Origin of the sequence: Cryobacterium soli, assembly GCF_003611035.1 — a bacterium.
In the GTDB taxonomy this organism is placed as follows: domain Bacteria; phylum Actinomycetota; class Actinomycetes; order Actinomycetales; family Microbacteriaceae; genus Cryobacterium; species Cryobacterium soli.
The window spans coordinates 3,481,585-3,498,972 of the sequence record NZ_CP030033.1 but is presented as its reverse complement, the minus strand read 5'-3'; the positions used below and the strand labels follow the sequence as shown (position 1 = coordinate 3,498,972).

General features: G+C 69.2%; 19 protein-coding genes. 4 read left to right on the top strand and 15 right to left on the bottom strand.

The window, feature by feature from the left end; translation table 11 throughout:
- Positions 1–178 precede the first annotated feature (178 nt).
- Entirely contained in the window at positions 179–1,123 is a 945-nt protein-coding gene (gene rarD / locus DOE79_RS16250) for an EamA family transporter RarD (RefSeq protein ID WP_120339390.1), read from the bottom strand.
- A gap of 102 nt (positions 1,124–1,225) precedes the next feature.
- Entirely contained in the window at positions 1,226–1,522 is a 297-nt protein-coding gene (groES, locus tag DOE79_RS16245) for a co-chaperone GroES (RefSeq protein WP_066597535.1), read from the bottom strand.
- 144 nt (positions 1,523–1,666) lie between these two features.
- On the opposite strand from groES, the gene DOE79_RS16240 reads away from it, so the two are divergent.
- Complete coding sequence (locus tag DOE79_RS16240; RefSeq protein ID WP_120339389.1) at positions 1,667–2,854, top strand: class I SAM-dependent methyltransferase; 1,188 nt, start codon at positions 1,667–1,669, stop codon at positions 2,852–2,854.
- A gap of 11 nt (positions 2,855–2,865) precedes the next feature.
- Here the strand turns inward: DOE79_RS16240 and DOE79_RS16235 are convergent, their stop codons facing one another.
- The 10 genes from DOE79_RS16235 to glmS all read right to left on the bottom strand — a co-directional run bounded on the left by DOE79_RS16235 (position 2,866) and on the right by glmS (position 12,081).
- Entirely contained in the window at positions 2,866–3,390 is a 525-nt protein-coding gene (locus DOE79_RS16235) for a hypothetical protein (protein ID WP_120339388.1), read from the bottom strand.
- A gap of 74 nt (positions 3,391–3,464) precedes the next feature.
- On the bottom strand, positions 3,465–4,040 hold the full coding sequence (locus tag DOE79_RS16230) for a DUF4190 domain-containing protein (RefSeq protein ID WP_120339387.1): 576 nt from the start codon (positions 4,038–4,040) through the stop codon (positions 3,465–3,467).
- Positions 4,041–4,159: 119 nt separating this feature from the next.
- Positions 4,160–4,570: a DUF4190 domain-containing protein gene (locus tag DOE79_RS16225; protein ID WP_120339386.1), complete on the bottom strand. Its 411-nt coding sequence runs from the start codon at positions 4,568–4,570 to the stop codon at positions 4,160–4,162.
- Positions 4,571–4,737: 167 nt separating this feature from the next.
- Positions 4,738–6,399, bottom strand: a complete 1,662-nt coding sequence (gene tsaD, locus DOE79_RS21075; protein WP_120339385.1) for a tRNA (adenosine(37)-N6)-threonylcarbamoyltransferase complex transferase subunit TsaD — start codon at positions 6,397–6,399, stop codon at positions 4,738–4,740.
- Positions 6,399–7,034: a tRNA (adenosine(37)-N6)-threonylcarbamoyltransferase complex dimerization subunit type 1 TsaB gene (gene tsaB, locus DOE79_RS16215; RefSeq protein ID WP_120339384.1), complete on the bottom strand. Its 636-nt coding sequence runs from the start codon at positions 7,032–7,034 to the stop codon at positions 6,399–6,401. The genes tsaD and tsaB overlap by 1 nt, the downstream gene beginning before the upstream one ends.
- Positions 7,035–7,117: 83 nt before the next feature.
- Entirely contained in the window at positions 7,118–7,921 is an 804-nt protein-coding gene (locus DOE79_RS16210; RefSeq protein ID WP_120339383.1) for a sulfite exporter TauE/SafE family protein, read from the bottom strand.
- Positions 7,918–8,553: a tRNA (adenosine(37)-N6)-threonylcarbamoyltransferase complex ATPase subunit type 1 TsaE gene (gene tsaE, locus DOE79_RS16205; RefSeq protein WP_120339382.1), complete on the bottom strand. Its 636-nt coding sequence runs from the start codon at positions 8,551–8,553 to the stop codon at positions 7,918–7,920. The genes DOE79_RS16210 and tsaE overlap by 4 nt, the downstream gene beginning before the upstream one ends.
- Before the next feature lie 6 nt (positions 8,554–8,559).
- Complete coding sequence (gene alr, locus DOE79_RS16200; RefSeq protein ID WP_120339381.1) at positions 8,560–9,774, bottom strand: alanine racemase; 1,215 nt, start codon at positions 9,772–9,774, stop codon at positions 8,560–8,562.
- Positions 9,771–10,127 (bottom strand): holo-ACP synthase, encoded by a 357-nt coding sequence (locus DOE79_RS16195; RefSeq protein WP_120339380.1) that lies wholly within the window; start codon positions 10,125–10,127, stop codon positions 9,771–9,773. Before DOE79_RS16195 ends, alr begins: the two co-directional genes overlap by 4 nt.
- Positions 10,128–10,230: 103 nt before the next feature.
- Positions 10,231–12,081, bottom strand: a complete 1,851-nt coding sequence (gene glmS / locus DOE79_RS16190) for a glutamine--fructose-6-phosphate transaminase (isomerizing) (RefSeq protein WP_120339379.1) — start codon at positions 12,079–12,081, stop codon at positions 10,231–10,233.
- Positions 12,082–12,115: 34 nt separating this feature from the next.
- On the opposite strand from glmS, the gene coaA reads away from it, so the two are divergent.
- The 3 genes from coaA (at position 12,116) to DOE79_RS16175 (ending at position 14,776) form a co-directional block, all read left to right on the top strand.
- A complete protein-coding gene (gene coaA, locus DOE79_RS16185; protein ID WP_181445827.1) occupies positions 12,116–13,072 on the top strand; it encodes a type I pantothenate kinase in 957 nt (318 codons plus the stop codon).
- 117 nt (positions 13,073–13,189) lie between these two features.
- Positions 13,190–13,747: a GNAT family N-acetyltransferase gene (locus tag DOE79_RS16180; RefSeq protein ID WP_120339378.1), complete on the top strand. Its 558-nt coding sequence runs from the start codon at positions 13,190–13,192 to the stop codon at positions 13,745–13,747.
- A 132-nt stretch (positions 13,748–13,879) separates the two neighbouring features.
- The gene (locus DOE79_RS16175) at positions 13,880–14,776 is read left to right on the top strand and encodes a glucose 1-dehydrogenase (RefSeq protein ID WP_245976981.1); all 897 of its coding nucleotides are present in this window, start codon (positions 13,880–13,882) and stop codon (positions 14,774–14,776) included.
- A gap of 119 nt (positions 14,777–14,895) precedes the next feature.
- Here the strand turns inward: DOE79_RS16175 and glmM are convergent, their stop codons facing one another.
- From glmM to rplM, 3 genes are read right to left on the bottom strand one after another with little or no spacing between them, the layout of a single operon-like run.
- Positions 14,896–16,272, bottom strand: a complete 1,377-nt coding sequence (gene glmM / locus DOE79_RS16170) for a phosphoglucosamine mutase (RefSeq protein ID WP_120339376.1) — start codon at positions 16,270–16,272, stop codon at positions 14,896–14,898.
- A 24-nt stretch (positions 16,273–16,296) separates the two neighbouring features.
- On the bottom strand, positions 16,297–16,782 hold the full coding sequence (gene rpsI, locus DOE79_RS16165) for a 30S ribosomal protein S9 (RefSeq protein WP_066597565.1): 486 nt from the start codon (positions 16,780–16,782) through the stop codon (positions 16,297–16,299).
- Between the two features lie 50 nt (positions 16,783–16,832).
- Positions 16,833–17,279, bottom strand: coding sequence for a 50S ribosomal protein L13 (rplM, locus tag DOE79_RS16160; protein WP_120339375.1), 447 nt, complete (start codon positions 17,277–17,279; stop codon positions 16,833–16,835).
- Positions 17,280–17,388 lie beyond the last annotated feature (109 nt).

Below are 17,388 nucleotides of genomic sequence, written 5' to 3'. Positions count from 1 at the left end.
CAAGGCGGTCGTGTTACAGGCGTGTAACGCGACCAAATCGTTACGAAACGGGCTTCTGATCAGGATGCCTTCAGCAGTCGTTCAGCGGGCGCTAACGATTTCCCCCCGAACAGGGGCCATGGCGCGGGCGTAAGAAACGGTAACGCGACCGGGCTCCGGAGGCCGTGGGCCGGCCGGGTCAGACGAGATCGGTCAACAACCGGCGCTGCGAGCGTCCGGCGACGATCATGTCGACGGTGAGCACGATCAGCGCCAGCCAGACCAGGCCGAAGCCGAGCCAGCGTTCGGGCGGCATCGGCTCCTGCAGCACCACCACGCCAACGATCAGCTGCAGCACCGGCGCAACGTACTGCACCAGGCCGAGAGTGGACAGCGGCAGGCGGCGGGAGGCGGCGGCAAAGAACAGCAGCGGCACCGCGGTGAGCACCCCGGATCCGACCAGCGCGATGGTGTGCAGCGGTGAGACCGAGCCGAAGGTCAGCCCGGTGAGCAGCGACACCACCACGAGTTGCACGATCGCGATGGGCGCGAGCCACATCGTCTCCAGAGTCAGGCCGGTGAGGGCGTCGAGACGCCCGCCCACCCGCTTCTTGATCAGCCCGTAGAGGCCGAAGGAGAACGCCAGGATCAGCGATATCCACGGCACGGTGCCATAGCCGACGCTGAGCACAATCACGGCGATGAAACTGATCACCACGGCGGCCCACTGGGCGGCGCGTAACCGTTCATGCAGCACGAGCACCCCGAGCAGCACCGTGATGATCGGGTTGATGAAGTACCCCAACGCCGTCTCGACGACGTGCCCGCTCAGGGCGGCGAGGATGAAGGTCTGCCAGTTGATGAAGATCAGCACGCCGGCCAGCCCCATCGTCCACACCACCCTCGGGGTGCGCAGGGCCGCCACGAAGGGGCGCCAGGCCCGAGTCGCGACAATCAGCACGGCACAGAACACCAGGGAGAACAGAACCCGCCAGGCCACGATCTCGAAGGCGCCGGTGGGCGCCAGGAGCAGAAAGTAGAGCGGCAGGAAGCCCCAGATGCCGTAGGAGCAGATCGCGTAGATCAGGCCGGTGCTGGCGGCACTGCGCGCCGCAGGCTTACGTCGTGTGGGGCCCTGCGTCATGTGCCGGTGATCCTGTCTGGGGAGCGGTCTCGTTCCGCGAGCGCGGACACGAAAAATCCCGGATGGCCGAGGCCATCCGGGATTCAACGATATGGGGTGTTACTAGCGAACGACGACCGCGAGAACGTCGCGGGCCGACAGAACGAGGAGGTCCTCGCCACCGAACTTGACTTCGGTTCCACCGTACTTGGAGTAGATCACCTTGTCGCCGACGGCGACGTCGAGCGGGATGCGGTTGCCGTTGTCGTCAATGCGGCCGGGGCCGACGGCGACAACTTCGCCTTCCTGGGGCTTCTCTTTGGCGGTGTCCGGGATCACAAGTCCGGAAGCGGTGGTCTGTTCTGCATCCACCTGCTTGATGACGATGCGATCTTCGAGCGGCTTGATGGAGACCGACACGGTTGACCTCTTTCTTAGCTAAGACGTAGTTAGCAGACTCACAGCGAGAGTGCTAAGTCGAGTTTAGGGCGCAACTGGCACTCACGCAACGTGAGTGCCAGAGCGCTCGAGACTCACGCCGGTTTCGGTTGATAGGTTTGCGGGATGGATCGCGCCGAGCTCGTTGAGCTGCTCTCACCCGAAGGCCTGCGCCTGCTGGACTCCCTGCCGCCCTACGAGGCCGGCGGCGACGTGGTGCGCACGGTCAGCGCGCTGCGGAAGGCCGGGCACTCCCCCGCCCTCGTGAACGCGGTGCTGTACCAGTCCCGGTTGCGCGCCAAGGCTACGGCTAAGTTCGGTGATTTCGCCAGCCGGATGCTGTTCACCGAGGCCGGCCTGGAGCAGGCCACCCGCCTGCGGGTCGCCGCCCTGCACGCCGGCCGTTTCGTCGAAGCCAAACTCGCCCGGGTCGCCGACGTGGGCTGCGGCATCGGCGGCGACGCCATGGCCATGGCCGCGATGGAGCTCACCGTGACCGCCATCGATATCGACGAGGTCACCGCTACCGTCGCCAGCTTCAACCTCGCCCCGTTCCCCACGGCCTCTGTGCTCTGCGCCGATGCCGCCGACGTCGACCCGTCCGAGTACGACGCGCTCTGGTTCGACCCGGCCCGCCGCACCGCCGGGCACGGCAACACCAGTCGGCTCACCCGTTCTGAGGACTACTCTCCCCACCTCGATGACGTGTACGCCCTGGCCGAACGGATGCCCGTGGGCGTCAAACTCGGCCCAGGCCACGACCGGGACCAGATCCCGGAGACCGCCGAGGCGCAGTGGGTGTCGGTGGACGGCAAGCTGGTGGAAATGGGTCTGTGGTTCGGCCCGCTCGCCCGCCCGGGCATCCGCCGTGCTGCGCTGCTGCTGACCAAGGACGGCGCGGCCGAGCTGACCGCTCCCGACGACAGCGAGGACGTACCTGTCGGCGAGCTCGGCGAGTACCTCTACGAACCCGATGGTGCCATCATCCGTGCCCGGCTGATCGGCGACCTGGCCCGGTCGATGGATGCGCTCATGCTCAGCGAGGGGCTGGCGTACCTGACCAGCGCCACGCTCACCGAGACCCCGTTCGCGACCGCGTTCCGGGTGGTCGAGGTGCTGCCCGCCGACGAGAAGAAGCTGCGGATCGCCCTGGCCGAACGGCGTATCGGCACTCTGGAGATCAAGAAGCGCGGGGTGGATGTGGACCCCGCCACGCTGCGCACGCGGTTGAAGCTCAAGGGTCCGGAGTCGGGCACCCTGGTGCTGACCCGCGCGGCCGGGCACAAGGTAGCGTTGCTCGTCGAACGCGCCTGACCCACGATCGCTCAGCCGTAGTACGGCGGCAGCACCTGGGTGATCACGACGAACCAGACCACGCCGAGCAGGATGCCGGCGAGCCCGGTGACCAGGCCGAGGATCCAGAGTCCGCCGCTGCGGCGTTCGACGACCCGGGCCACCAGCGCGAGCACAACCGCGGCGACCGCAAGCGGCACCGCCCACACCACGAAGATGCCGGCCAGGACGCTCAGCGAGCCGCACATGACGGCGGCTACGCTCAGGCCGCGACGGGCCGCATGGGTCTGGATCTCGGCGGTGGTGTAGACGTAGGGCACCCACTCGGTGGGCGCGGTGATGGTGGACTCGTAGGCGAGCTCGCCTGCGACAGGGGGCCGGGTGAGGCCGGGCGGGGCTGTGGCCGGGTCGGTGGCGGCCTCTGCCTGCGCGGCTTGCCTGGCCCGCGCTTCAGCGCGCGTTTGGGCCTGGCCGGCGGAGCCCTGCCCGAGGGGGGTCTGCGCTCCGGCCGTCTCCTGCGACTCTGCCCGAGTGTCGGGCTGCCCGGACTGCGCCATGGGTGGGACTCGTTTCTCAAGTCGGCCGACGTGGGTGAGCCGATGCGGCTACCGGCCGCGGGGGTGATCCGGTATCAGTAGTAGTAGTTGTTGGGCATGCTCGCGAAGATCAGTGCCCACAGCAGAATACTCAATAGCGCCAGGGCGACGCCCACGAACCCGGTGATGATGCCGGTGAGCCAGAAGCCCCTGCCGCTGGGTTCCCGGTTGCGGGCGATGAAGCCGAGCACCACGCCGGCAGCCGGCAGGATGAGCGCCAGGATGCCGCCGAAGATCGGGAAGAAGGCGACGGGAGAGCCGAGGATGCCGATCACGCCGGCCACCATCGACAGGATGCTCAGGATCGGCTGCTTCGTGGGCGTGTACGAGGGCGGCGGGCCGTAGCCGGTGGCCGGGGCACCCGGTGTGGGCGGGCCGTATCCGGGCGGCGGCGGTCCGTAGCCGGGCTGCGGGGCGCCGTAGGGCGGCGGGGCGGGCGGTCCCTGCTCGGGCGGCGGGCCGGCGGGTGTGCCCGCGGCGGACGGCTCGGAGGCCGACGGGTTCCCCGCGGCGGTGTCCTGGGGGAAATCCGGGACCTGGGGCACGTCGGGCACCTGCGGAACGTCGGGTACCTGGGGAACCTCGGGGTGCGGAGTGTTCGGATCAGTCATGACTGGTTCCTTTCCTGTGCTGCCGGAGCTGCCTGCGGAGCCGAGACCGGCATTCGTGGCCCGCGCCGACGCCGGTGGTCGACCGACCCGGCCAGTGTGCCGAGCCGGTGCAGCCGGGGCTAGTAGGTGCTGTACGAGCCGTTGTTGATGCCCGCGACCGTGACGACGATCACGACGACGACGAAGATGATGAAGCCGATCAGGCCTACGTAGCCGAGGACCAGGCCGGCGATCGCGAGGCCGCGGCCCTTCTCGCCGGTCTTCTTGATCTGGCTGAGGGCGATGTGCCCGCAGATCACCGCGGCGAGCGAGACGAAGAAGGCGCTGACCAGCGAAATGATCGCGAGAACGTTCCACTTGTCTGCGGCGTTCGGCTGGCCGTAGCCCTGCGGCGAGTAGGCCTGAGCTGCGGGCCCCGAGCCGTAGGCGGGGGCAGCGGGCGCGGAGCCGTAGGCGGGCGGGGCCGGCGGGGTGTACGCGGGCGGCGGGGTGGGCTCGTTGGATGCGGGAGTCTGGTTCGGATCGGTCATTGTGAGGGCTCCTTCACATGGGTGCAGCGTAGGCAGGCAGACGGCGCTGGGTGCGGCGGTGCCATAGTGGCACCCACGCCATGGGGGTGTCAACGTGCTTGCTTTGCGGTGAACCCCCACGGCCAGAGTACCGCGTCCACCGCTGAAACGCTGGATGAACTGCGGTTTCAGGCCTGGATGACGGGCACCGGAAGGGTCGAGTCCGCACCGAAGTCGAGGGTGGAGGGAGCGTGCCCGGCCATGATGAGCTGGGCGCCGAGGGCCGCGATCATGGCGCCGTTGTCGGTGCACAGCGACAGCGGCGGGATGCGCAGGGCGATGCCCGCCGCATCCGCGCGTTCCTGCGCCACCTGGCGCAGCCTGGCGTTGGCGATCACGCCGCCGCCGAGTAGGAGCCTAGGCACCCCGAGGTCGGTGCACGCCGCGACGGCCTTGGTGAGCAGCACGTCGACGACGGCTTCGCGGAAGCTCGCCGCGACGTCGTCGATCGGCACCGGCTCTCCGGCGTCCTGCTTCTGCTCCACCCAGCGGGCCACCGAGGTCTTCAGGCCGGAGAACGAGAAGTCGTAGCGGTGCTGGGCCATGTCCTTCTGGTGGCTGAGGCCGCGCGGAAAACGGATGGCGGTGGGGTCGCCGGTCGCGGCGACCCGGTCGATCTGCGGGCCACCGGGGTAGGGCAGGCCGAGCACCCTGGCCACCTTGTCGAAGGCCTCGCCGGCGGCGTCGTCGATGGTTTCGCCGAGCAGTTCCACATCGGAGACAAGGTCGCGCACGAGCAGCAGCGAGGTGTGGCCGCCGGAGACCAGCAGGGCGATGGTGGGGTATTCGAGCGGCGCATCCGTCGCGACACCCTCACCGCGGAGCAGGTCGGCGCCGACGTGGCCGACGAGGTGGTTGACGGCGTAGATGGGCACGTCCAGCGCCAGCGCCAGCGACTTGGCGGCGCCCACACCCACCATGAGCGCGCCGGCGAGGCCGGGGCCGCTGGTGACGGCGATGGCGTCGATCTCGTCGAGCTGGATCTCGGCCTCGGCGAGCGCGGCGCGGATGGCGGGCACCATCTCCTCGAGGTGGGCGCGGGCGGCGACCTCGGGCACGACGCCGCCGTAGCGGGCGTGTTCGTCCATGGAGGAGGCGATGGTGTTGGAGAGCAGGGTGGTGCCGCGCACGATGCCGATGCCGGTCTCGTCGCAGGAAGTCTCGATGCCGAGCACGAGCGGGTCGGTGCGGTTGAATGGGCGGTGCCGGGGGTCGGATGCGGGTGCGGGTTCGGCGGGGGCAGCTGTGGCGGCGACAGGTTCGGCGGCTGAATCGGCGGCGAGAGCCGAGTCGGCGGCGGCGGCATCCACGGTGAACTGCATTTCGGCGGGAGGAATGGGCAGGCGCATGACGATCGCATCCACGTTGTCTGGTTGGTAGTAACCCCGGCGCACGCCGAGGTCCTCGAAGCCGAGCGAGCGGTAGAGGTGCTGGGCGCCGGGGTTGTCGGCGCGCACCTCGAGGAAGGTCTCGCGGGCGCCACGCTTGCGGGCCTCGGTGATCAGGCTGAGCATGAGCACCCGGCCGAGGCCCCGGCCGCGGGCCTCCTCGGCCACGGCGATGGTCTGGATATCGCTCTCGGGCGACCGCTGGGCGGCCTGCAGGCCGGCGTAGGCGACGATGTGGTCTGGCGCGTCGGGCGGGAACGCCACCAGGTAGTAGCAGCCGGGGTCGGCCACGTCGCGGGCCATCATCTCGGTGGACCAGGCGTCGTTCTCGAAGATCGAGGTCTCCAAGGCCATGATCTTGTCGACGTCCTCGGCGGTGGCGCGGCGCAGCTGCCAGGTCATCAGCTCACCCGCTTGGGGCCGTTTTTGGACACCGTGACGTCGGGCGAGCGCAGGTAGAGCGCGTCGTCGGCAGCGAACGGGCGGCCGGCGGCGAAGGTCAGTTCGGCAACCATGCCGAGGTCACCGGCGGAGATGGTGGTGGCGTCCAGGCGGGGCATACCAGCGTGGGCGAAGTCGTCCTCGAGCAGCTCGGCGGGTTTGGCGAGGGCGGGCGGACCGATGCGCACGGGCAGGGTTGCCGCATCCGCCCCGCTGTAGGCGGACCAGTAGACCTCACGGCGGCGGGCGTCGGTGACCACGAGCAGCGGGCCGGTGTGGCCGGTGCGGTAGTGGCCGTAGGCGATGGCATCGTGGCTGATCACGGGCACGAGGGGCCGCCCGATGCCGAGCGCGAAGACCCGGGCGGCGGCGATGCCGACGCGGAGGCCGGTGAACGGGCCGGGGCCCATGCCGCCGACCACGCCGGAAAGCGCCGTGACGGGGATGCCGGCCTCGGTGAGGCATTCCTGGATGAGGCGGCCGACCACCTCGGCGTGGCGCATGGTGTCGGGGATGCCGCGTTCGGCGATCACACCCTGGGTCAGGTCGACGACGGCGACGCCGGTGCCGGCGGAGGTATCGATGGCGAGGAGCACCCGTCCAGCCTATGCGGCCCCGGCACATCCGCTCGCCCGGGCCCACGGGGAACAGCAGGGCGAGCCCTCGAGACGGGGTGGGGTCAGGGGCGCGGAGTGCGGAGGGCCTTGACGGTGAGCTGGGCGGCGGCGAGGACCAGCAGCACGGCGAAGAGGATGCTCGACAGACGCGGCGGGATGAGCAGCGCGAGCGCCACCCCTGGCACCGCGGCCACGGTGGCGGCGACGCCGACCACGAGGCCGGCGCGCAGGTCCACGAGCTTGGCCCGCAGGTTGGCGATGGTGCCGACGATGCTCGTGGGCACCAGCACCAGTAGGGAGGTGCCCTTGGCGATGAGGTCGCTCACACCGAAGACCGCCACCAGCGCCGGCACCGCGATGACGCCGCCGCCGATGCCGAACAGGCCGGACGCGATGCCCATGGCCAGGCCGAGGGCAAGGTAGCCGAGCACCACGAGCACGCTGAGCTCGAGCGCGGCGCCCCGCTCGGGCTCGACGACCACCATGCGCGCGGCGACGACCACGAGGAGCGCGATGAACAGCCAGCGCAGCCAGAACAGCGGAATGCGTTGCAACAGGTTGCTGCCGATGATCGACCCCACCACGGCGCCGCCGGCGATGATCACACCCGCGACCAGGTCGATGTGCCCGTTGGCCAGGTAGGTGATCGAGCCCACGATGGAGGTGGGCACGATCGCCGCGAGCGAGGTGGTGGCGGCCTGGCGCTGGTTCATGTGCACGAGGGAGATGAGCAGGGGCACCATCACGATGCCGCCACCCACGCCGAAGACGCCCGAGAGCAGGCCGCCGATCAGGCCGGTGAGGACGAGGGCGATCCAGTACCGGGCGCCGGTGGGGCTCGCGGGAACGGCCGGAGTGGCGCTCATTCGCCTACCCTCCCGTCGGGGCGGACCGCGGCGTCATCGGAGCCGACGGAGGTCGCCGGTTGGTCGGGGGCGACGGCGGACGTGGATCCGGCCGCGTGGCCGTCGGTGCCGGCCGAGGGGGCCAGACCGAGCCCGGCCTCCCAGCGGGGACCGAAGCCGGTGACCGTCACCGTGCGCGGCTCGGCCCGGTCGAGGTCGGCATCCGTGTCTGCATCGGAATCAGAGCCCGCGCCGGCCACGGCCTCGGAGGCGCCGAGCGGCCGCACGATCTCCACGTCGAGCCAGGACTCGGTGATCCCCTCGAGCAGCCCCCGGCCCCACTCCACCACCACGATCGAGCGGGCGAAGTCGATGTCGAGGTCGTCGAGTTCCATGGCGCTGTTCAGCCGGTAGGCATCCACGTGCACGAGCGAAGGGCCGCCGACGGTGCTCGGATGCGTGCGCGCGAGCACGAAGGTGGGGCTGGTGACCGGGCCGCGCACCTGCAACCCCTCGCCGAGGCCGCGGGTGAAGGTGGTCTTGCCGGCACCGAGCGGGCCCGTGAGCACCATGAGGTCCCCGGCGCGGAGCGCTCCGGCCAGCTCTACGCCCAGCGCGTGCATGGCGTCGGGGTCGTCGACGATGCGGCGCATCGGCGGCTACTCCCCCACGCTCTCGGCCTCGGTGCTCTCAGCGCTGCCCGGCGCGCCGGCTGCAGGTGACGAGGCCGCCGCATCCGGTGCCGCGCCGTCGACGGCCCCGCCCACATAGCGCCGGGGCACCCGGGCACCCACCCGCGTGACGATGTCGTAGTTGATGGTGCCGGCCGCCGCGCCCCACTCTGCGGCGCTGGGGGCTCCGGTGGCGGGGTCGCCGAAGAGCACCACATCGTCGCCGACGGCGACCGGCGCAGCGCCCACGTCGACCAGGAACTGGTCCATGGCGATGCGGCCCACCACGGGATGCTGTACCCCGCCGATCGCCACGAAGGCGGCGTTCATGGCCTGCCGCGGTACCCCGTCGGCGTAGCCGAGCGGGATGAGAGCCAGCGTGGTGTCGGCGGCGGCCCGCCAGAGGTAGTCGTAGGAGACGCCCGCGCCGGCGGCGACCTGGCGCACCGCGGCGACGCGGCCGCGCAGGGTCATCGCGGGGATCAACCCGAGCGCGGCGGAGTCGGCGTCGTCGAACGGGGACTGCCCGTAGATGCCGATGCCCAGACGCACCATCGAGTGACGGGCAGCGGGCAACCGCAACGCGGCCGCGGTGGAGGCCAGGTGCGCCAGGTCGACCGTGAGGCCGGCGGCCGCGGCGGCGGCCAGACCCCGGTCGAAGCTCAGCAGCGCTGCCTCATCGTCGGCCGGCGAGGTGTTGGCGAGGTGGCTGAACACGCCGCGCACGCGCAGCCGGCCCACACGCTCGAACGCCGCGGCGAGGCGGAACACCTCAGCCCAGTCCGCTTCGTCCACCCCGTTGCGGTTGAGGCCGGTCTCGATCTTGATCTGCACGGATGCGGTGCGGCCCACGCTCAGCGCCGCATCCGCCGCCTGGCGCACCTGCACGGCCGACGACAGGCCGAGGTCGATGTCCGCGGAGATGCCCGCGGTGAAGTCGCTGTCCGGGCCGTGCAACCAGGCGAGCAGCGGTGCATCGATGCCGGCGGCCCGGAGGGCCAGGGCCTCGTCGAGGTCGGCGACACCGAGCCAGTCCGCTCCCCCGGCCAGGGCCGCACGAGCCACCGGGACGGCGCCGTGGCCGTAGCCGTTGGCCTTGACCACGGCCATGGTGTGCCGCGTGCCGATGAGGCTGCGCAGGTGCGCCACGTTGGCCTGCACGGCGGCGAGGTCGATGAGCGCCTCGCGGAATGCAGCGCTCATTTGTCGCCCTCCAGCACCACGAACGCGCAGGCGACGCCGGCATCGTGAGTGAGGCTGAGGTGTACGCCGGTGATGCGGCGCGCAGCCAGGGCCGCCGCGGCCACCCCGGTGAGCGCGAAGGACGGGTTGCCGTCGGGGTCTGAGACCACTTCCATCTCCTGCCAGCTTGCGCCCACGCTACCGCCGAGCGCCTTGATCAGCGCTTCCTTGGCCGCGAACCGGGCCGCCAGCGAGTGCGGCGGCAGGGCGCGTTCGGCGGGTGCGAACAACCTGGGGATCAGCCCCGGGGTGCGGGCGACCTGCCGGTCGAAGCGTGCCAGGTCGACGATGTCGACCCCGATGCCCTTGATCAACGTGTCCTCATCCCGTGGGTGGCGGCGGAATGCCCAGGGTGCGCGCCGCACCGCTGAGCGATGAGGCGGCACGCCCTGGGCATCCGTGTCTTATCCGACCGGCCTATTCGACCGTGACGGACTTGGCCAGGTTGCGCGGCTGGTCCACGTCGAGGCCCTTGGCGGTGGCCAGTTCGATGGCGAACAGCTGCAGCGGCACGACAGCGAGCAGCGGTTCGAACAGCGGTGCGGCCAGCGGGATGTGGAACACGGTGTCGGCGAACGGGAGCACCGCGGCATCGCCCTGTTCGGCGATCGCGATGATCCGGGCGCCGCGGGCGCGGATCTCCTGGATGTTGGACACCACCTTGGGGTGCAGGTGCGCGGAGCCGCGGGGGCTCGGCACCACGACGAAGACGGGCTGGCCGGGTTCGATCAACGCGATCGGGCCGTGCTTGAGCTCGCCGGCCGCGAAACCCTCGGCGTGGATGTAGGCGAGCTCCTTGAGCTTGAGCGCGCCCTCGAGCGCAATCGGGAATCCGACGTGGCGGCCGAGGAACAGCACAGCGCGGGAGTCGGTCATCCACACGGCGAGCTGGCGCACGGCGTCGCCCTGCAGCAGGGTGGTGGCGATCTTCTCCGGAATGGCCTGCAGTTCGACGACCTGCTCGGCCAGTTCGGCCAGGGGCAGCGTGTTGCGCACCCGGGCCAGGTGCAGGGCGAACAGGTACAGCGCGGCGATCTGGCCGGTGAACCCCTTCGTGGACGCGACCGCGACCTCTGGCCCGGCGTGCGTGTAGATCACGGCGTCGGACTCGCGGGGGATGGTGGCCCCCTGGGTGTTGCAGATCGAGATCGCCTTGGCGCCGGACTCGCGGGCGTACTTGACGGCCATGAGCGTGTCCATCGTCTCGCCGGACTGGCTGATCGAGATCACCAGGGTGTGCTCGTCGAGCACCGGGTCGCGGTAACGGAACTCGTGGCTGAGTTCGACATCGACCGGCACCTTCGCCCACTTCTCGATGGCGTACTTCGCGGTCTGGCCTGCGTAGGCGGCCGTGCCGCAGGCCACGATCACGATGCGGCGGATGCTCGCGAGCACGTCATCGCCGAAGGCGACGAGCTCGGGGACGACCGCCTGACCGTCCTGGATCCGGCCGCGCAGGGTGTTGGTGACGGCATCCGGCTGCTCGGAGATCTCCTTGGCCATGAAGCTGGACCAGCCGCCCTTTTCGCTGGCGGAGGCATCCCAGGCGATGTCGAATTCTTCGACTTCGACGGGGTTGCCGAAGAAGTCGGTGACGGTGACGAGGTCAGGAGTGATGGTCACGATCTGATCCTGGCCGATAGCGACGGCACGACGGGTGTATTCCACGAAAGCGGCGACGTCGGAGCCGAGGAAGTTCTCCCCGTCGCCCAGGCCGATCACGAGCGGCGAGTTGCGACGGGCGCCGACGACGACGCCGGGCTGGTCCTGGTGTACCGCGAGAAGGGTGAAGGCGCCGTCGAGGCGGGCCACGACGGTGCGGAACGCCTCGCCCAGGTCGCCCAGGCGCTGGTATTCCCGTCCCAGCAGCACCGCGGCCACCTCGGTGTCTGTCTCGCTGAGGAACGTGTAGCCCTCGGCCAGAAGCTCAGCCTTGAGGGGAGAGAAGTTCTCGATGATTCCGTTGTGGATGAGGGCGAGCTTGCCGTTGTCTCCCAGGTGCGGATGCGCATTCTGATCGGTCGGTCCGCCGTGGGTGGCCCAACGGGTGTGGCCGATGCCGGTTCGCCCGTTGTTGATCGGGGTCTCGGCCAGCGCCGCCGCGAGTACCGCGAGCTTGCCGGCACGCTTGGCCGTACTGAGCTGACCGGCATCGTCGATCACCGCGATTCCCGCGGAGTCGTAGCCCCGGTACTCGAGTCGGCGCAACCCGCCCATGAGGACTTCGACGCTCTTGTTGTCTCCTACATATCCCACAATTCCGCACATGGCCCTGATTTTAGTCGCACTATGCTTGGTCTCGATGTCCGAGCCGCTGGTGAGCCAAGGTAATACCGGTCACAGCACCCCCTTTGTGGAGCTCGATCGTGCTGTGTGGGCATCCCTCGCGCCCTCAACCCCGCTGCCGTTGCGCGAGACAGAGGTCGTGCAGCTGCGCGGCCTGGGCGAGCCGCTCGACATCAATGAGGTGTCGGATGTCTACCTACCGCTCAGCCGACTGCTCAACCTCTACGCCGCCGGGGCCCGCAAACTGCATCGCGACACGAGCGATTTCCTCGGTGAGCGCGCACAGGCCACTCCGTTCGTGATCGGTGTGGCCGGGTCGGTGGCGGTGGGCAAATCCACCATTGCGCGGCTGCTGCGCGAACTGCTGGCCCGGTGGGAGGACACGCCCCGGGTGGAGCTGGTCACCACCGACGGGTTCCTCTTCCCCAATGCCGAGCTGGCCCGGCGCGGGCTCATGGAGCGCAAAGGCTTCCCCGAGTCCTACGACCGGCGGGCGCTGCTGCGTTTCGTCAGCGCCATCAAGAGCGGCGCCGCGGAAGTGCGCGCCCCGTTCTACTCGCACCTCAACTACGACATCGTCCCGGACGCTCAGGTGGTCGTGCGTCAGCCTGACATCCTGATCGTCGAGGGCCTCAATGTGCTGCAGCCGCCAGCGCCGGGCCACGGGCTCGCGGTGAGCGACCTGTTCGACTTCACCATCTACGTGGACGCGCGCACGTCGGACATCTCGCGCTGGTACGAGGAGCGTTTCCTGGGGCTGCAGCGCGGGGCTTTCACCAACCCCAAGTCGTTCTTCCACCGGTTCGCGTCTCTCAGCGAAGACGAGGCCAGGGCGCGGGCACGCACTATCTGGGGCACGATCAACGAGCCGAACCTGCTGCAGAACATCCGCCCCACCCGGTCCCGCGCGACCCTCGTGCTGCGCAAGGCTTCCGACCACACTGTGGACAAGGTGCTGCTCCGCAAAGTCTGAGCGTCGGCCGAGACGGCCCGGCCAGACCGCCGGTACCCGCGTACCTCCTATTGGGGGTGCTGCACATATTGTCACCACGCAACGCTCGGCCCTGGAGGCGGCCGTTACGGTGGAGGAATGGACTTCCAGCGCCGCACCGACCGGCTCCTGCTGCGGCGTTGGCTCGACACGGACCGTGAGCCGTTCGCGCGGCTGAACGCGGATGCCGAGGTGATGCGCTTCTTCCCCGCTCCTCTGAGCCGGTTCGACAGTGACGCCCTCGCCGCCCGGGCAGACGCCCTCTTCGACCAGCACGGATTCGGGCTGTGGGCGCTGGAACGGTTGGACACGGGTGCGTTCATCGGCTTCACGGGTCTGGCGCCAATGCCGGAGGGCGTCCCTGGGTCCGGTGGTGTCGAGGTCGGGTGGCGGCTGGCGATGTCGGCGTGGGGCCACGGCTTCGCCACCGAGGCAGCCACGGCCGCCCTACGGTTCGGCTTCGATGCCCTGGGTCTGGCTGAGGTGAACTCGATCACAGCGCTGGTGAACTCACCTTCACGGCGAGTGATGGAACGGCTTGGCATGCGGCCGTCCGTCGAATTCGACCACCCGCGATTGCCTCCCGGCTCGCCCCTCCGGCGCCACGTTCGCTACGTCCTCACCGCAACGGGCACGGTCCCCAACGCCGCTCCCTGAACCGACTGACCGCCGTAACCGGGCCGTAAGGATTCGCGCAGGGAGCACCCAGACCGACGGTTTTAGGCTTATTTGTCGTGTCCGCCGCTCTTCTCGGCGGCGGCATGCCGACGACCGATGAAAGGTACAACATTGTCCTCCGACCAGTACACCTTCGAAGACCCGTCCAAGAAGTACGCCGACATCGACACCACCGCTCAATCGCAGAAGGGGCCAGGGCTGGATGCCACGTTGAACGAGACTGCCGACCGCGGAGAGACCTCCTACCGCGGCACCGGACGCCTCTCCGGACGTAAGGCACTCGTCACCGGCGGCGACTCCGGCATCGGAGCCGCCGTCGCCATCGCGTTCGCCCGCGAGGGGGCGGATGTGGCCATCTCCTATCTCCCCGAGGAGGAGGAAGACGCCCAGAAGATCGTCACACTCATCGAGGAAGCCGGCCGCACCGCCGTCGCCCTGCCCGGCGACCTGACCGACTCGGCTTTCTGTCGCGAGATCGTCAGCAGCGCGGTCGACGGACTCGGCGGCCTGGACATCCTGGTGAACAATGCCGGCAAGCAACAGCACGTGGAGGACCTCCTCGAACTCAGCGACGAACAGTTCGACGAGACTTTCAAGACCAACGTGTACGCGATGTTCTGGCTCACCAAAGCGGCTCTTCCCCACCTCACGCCGGGCTCGAGCATCATCAATACCACCTCGATCCAGGCCTACTCCCCCTCCGAGAACCTTGTCGACTACGCATCCACGAAGGCCACCATCAACGCGTTCACGAAGGCGCTCGGCCAGCAGCTGGCGCCCAAGGGCATCCGGGTCAACGCCGTGGCGCCCGGACCGATCTGGACACCGCTGCAGACCGCGGGCGGCCAACCCACCGAGGAACTCCCCGAGTTCGGCGAGCAGACCCCGCTGGGTCGTCCGGGCCAGCCGGCCGAACTGGCTCCGGCCTACGTCTTCCTGGCGTCGGGCGAATCCAGCTACGTCATCGGCGAGACCCTGAACGTGAACGGCGGCATGCCCACGCCGTAACCCACGACGGCGCTCGCGAGTGAGCAACTGTCGCCACAGCGGACGATTGCGCCCGGTACGCCGGGCGCAATCGTCCGCACCGGGAACAGTTGGCAGGGCACGCCGGCCGGACGGGCGCGTTAGCTGGGCTGCAGGGCCAGACGGGACTGCACGACGTCGGCGAGGGCGTGCGCCAGCCGGTCGGCGGTGGGCTGGTCGGCGGCTTCCACCATGACCCGCACCATCGGCTCGGTGCCGGAGGGGCGCAACAGTACGCGGCCGGTGTCGCCGAGTTCGAGCTCTGCGTCGCGCACGGCCTGGGCGATGACCTCGTCGCCGGCGAGAGCGTGGTGGTCCACGCCGCGCACGTTCACCAGGATCTGCGGGAACACCGTCATGACGCTGGCCAGCTCGGCCAGGGTCTTGCCGGTGCGGGCCATCTCGGCCACGAGGTGCAGGCCGGTGAGGATGCCGTCGCCGGTGGTGGCGAACTTCGTCATGATGACGTGGCCGCTCTGTTCGCCGCCGAGCGACAGACCGTGCGCGTCGAGTTCCTCGAGCACGTAGCGGTCGCCCACCTTGGACTCGATCATCGAAATGCCGTTGGCCGCCATGGCCTTCTTCAGGCCCAGGTTGCTCATCACCGTCGCCACCAGCGTCCGGTCCGTCAGCACGCCGCGTTCGGCCATCGAGACGGCCAGGATCGCCATGATCTGGTCACCGTCGATGATGTTGCCGTCGCGGTCCACTGCGAGGCAGCGGTCAGCGTCGCCGTCATGGGCGATTCCCACGTCGGCGCCGTGCTCGAGCACTGCACGGGCGAGGTTGTCGAGGTGCGTGGAGCCCACGCCGTCATTGATGTTGAGGCCGTCAGGGTCAGCGCCGATCACGGTGACGCGGGCGCCGGCATCCGTGAAGACCTGCGGGGAGACACCGGCGGCCGCACCGTGGGCACAGTCGAGAACCACGTGGATGCCGTCGAGCCGGTGAGGCAGGGTTCCGAGCAGGTGAACGACGTAGCGGTCCTCGGCGTCGGCGAAGCGGCGGATGCGGCCCACATCACCGGCGATCGGGGTGAGGAGCTGGTCGCCGGCGGCGAGGACAGCCTCGATGCGGTCCTCGACGTCGTCGGGAAGCTTGGTGCCACCGAAGGCGAAGAACTTGATGCCGTTGTCCGGGGCAGGGTTGTGCGAGGCGGAGATCATCACGCCGAAATCTGCGCCGATGTCGGCGATGAGGAACGCGGCGGCGGGCGTCGGGATGACGCCGGCATCCAACACGTCCACGCCGGAGCTGGCCAAGCCTGCTGCAACGGCGGAGGTGATGAATTCACCGGAAATGCGGGGGTCGCGAGCGACCACGGCGACAGGGCGGCGGCCCTCTGCGCGGCGGAGTTCCGCGCGGCGGCCCGAGGTGAGCACCACGGCGCTCGCCTGGGCGAGGCCCAGGGCCAGGCCAGCCGTGAGATCACGGTTAGCCAGGCCCCGGACGCCGTCCGTGCCGAATAGTCGAGCCATATGAGTGTGTACTCGACTAACGGGTTAGCGCTTCGAGAACTGCGGCGCCTTGCGGGCCTTCTTGAGTCCGGCCTTCTTGCGCTCCTTGACGCGAGCGTCACGGTTGAGGAAGCCGGCCTTCTTCAGGATGGCGCGGTTGTTCTCTTCATCGATCTGGTTCAGCGAGCGGGCGATGCCGAGGCGCAGCGCGCCGGCCTGGCCGGACGGGCCACCACCGGTGATGCGTGCGATGACGTCGTAGCTGCCGAGCAGGTCGAGGACCTTGAACGGGTCGTTGATGAGCTGCTGGTGGAGCTTGTTCGGGAAGTAGTCGTCGAGCTCGCGCCCGTTGACGACGATCTTGCCGGCGCCGGGGACGATGCGCACGCGGGCGATGGCCTGCTTGCGACGGCCCACGGCTGCGCCGGGAACGTTGAGGACGGCGCGGGGCGCCTTGGTTGCTGCTTCAGCGGGAGTCTCGGTGGAGTAACTCTCGGGAGCTGCGTCAATCTGGTCTGCGATCTTCGCCACGATGGTGTGAATCCTTTTTTCTTAGATATCGAGAAGTCTGGGGGCCGACGCTACTGAGCGACCTGGCTGAGGGTGTACGGCTTGGGCTGCTGCGCAGCGTGCGGGTGCGTCGGGCCTTCGTAGACCTTGAGCTTCAGCAGCTGTGCACGGCCGAGCGAGTTCTTCGGCAGCATGCCGCGAATCGCCTTCTCAACCGCACGGGTGGGGTGCTTCTCGAGCATCTCCGCGTAGGTGGTAGCCGTCAGGCCGCCCGGGTAACCGGAGTGGCGGTAGGCCTTCTTCTGCTCGAGCTTGGCGCCCGTGAGGGCGATCTTCTCGGCGTTGATGATGATGACGAAGTCGCCACCGTCCATGTGGGGGGAGAAGGTCGCCTTGTGCTTGCCGCGAAGGAGAATCGCGGCGTGGCTGGCGAGCCGACCCAGAATGATGTCGGTGGCATCGATAACGACCCAGTCGTGCTGGAGTTCGCTTGCCTTGGGGGTATAAGTGCGCGTCACTGTTGTGCTGCTTTCTTGTTCGAACGGAGGTGTTCGTGAATCCCGCTCCGGGTGTGTTCTCGAGGAGAACACGATCGATGGAGGGCTCACGTTCGCGGGCCTGGCTGCA

What these genes read in the sequence shown, in the direction of transcription:
- rarD (WP_120339390.1), bottom strand. Translation starts at nt 1,123, where the DNA reads ATGACGCAGGGCCCCACACGACGTAAGCCTGCGGCGCGCAGTGCCGCC.
- DOE79_RS16240 (WP_120339389.1), top strand. Translation starts at nt 1,667, where the DNA reads ATGGATCGCGCCGAGCTCGTTGAGCTGCTCTCACCCGAAGGCCTGCGC.
- DOE79_RS16235 (WP_120339388.1), bottom strand. Translation starts at nt 3,390, where the DNA reads ATGGCGCAGTCCGGGCAGCCCGACACTCGGGCAGAGTCGCAGGAGACG.
- DOE79_RS16230 (WP_120339387.1), bottom strand. Translation starts at nt 4,040, where the DNA reads ATGACTGATCCGAACACTCCGCACCCCGAGGTTCCCCAGGTACCCGAC.
- DOE79_RS16225 (WP_120339386.1), bottom strand. Translation starts at nt 4,570, where the DNA reads ATGACCGATCCGAACCAGACTCCCGCATCCAACGAGCCCACCCCGCCG.
- tsaD (WP_120339385.1), bottom strand. Translation starts at nt 6,399, where the DNA reads ATGACCTGGCAGCTGCGCCGCGCCACCGCCGAGGACGTCGACAAGATC.
- DOE79_RS16210 (WP_120339383.1), bottom strand. Translation starts at nt 7,921, where the DNA reads ATGAGCGCCACTCCGGCCGTTCCCGCGAGCCCCACCGGCGCCCGGTAC.
- tsaE (WP_120339382.1), bottom strand. Translation starts at nt 8,553, where the DNA reads ATGCGCCGCATCGTCGACGACCCCGACGCCATGCACGCGCTGGGCGTA.
- alr (WP_120339381.1), bottom strand. Translation starts at nt 9,774, where the DNA reads ATGAGCGCTGCATTCCGCGAGGCGCTCATCGACCTCGCCGCCGTGCAG.
- glmS (WP_120339379.1), bottom strand. Translation starts at nt 12,081, where the DNA reads ATGTGCGGAATTGTGGGATATGTAGGAGACAACAAGAGCGTCGAAGTC.
- coaA (WP_181445827.1), top strand. Translation starts at nt 12,116, where the DNA reads ATGTCCGAGCCGCTGGTGAGCCAAGGTAATACCGGTCACAGCACCCCC.
- DOE79_RS16180 (WP_120339378.1), top strand. Translation starts at nt 13,190, where the DNA reads ATGGACTTCCAGCGCCGCACCGACCGGCTCCTGCTGCGGCGTTGGCTC.
- glmM (WP_120339376.1), bottom strand. Translation starts at nt 16,272, where the DNA reads ATGGCTCGACTATTCGGCACGGACGGCGTCCGGGGCCTGGCTAACCGT.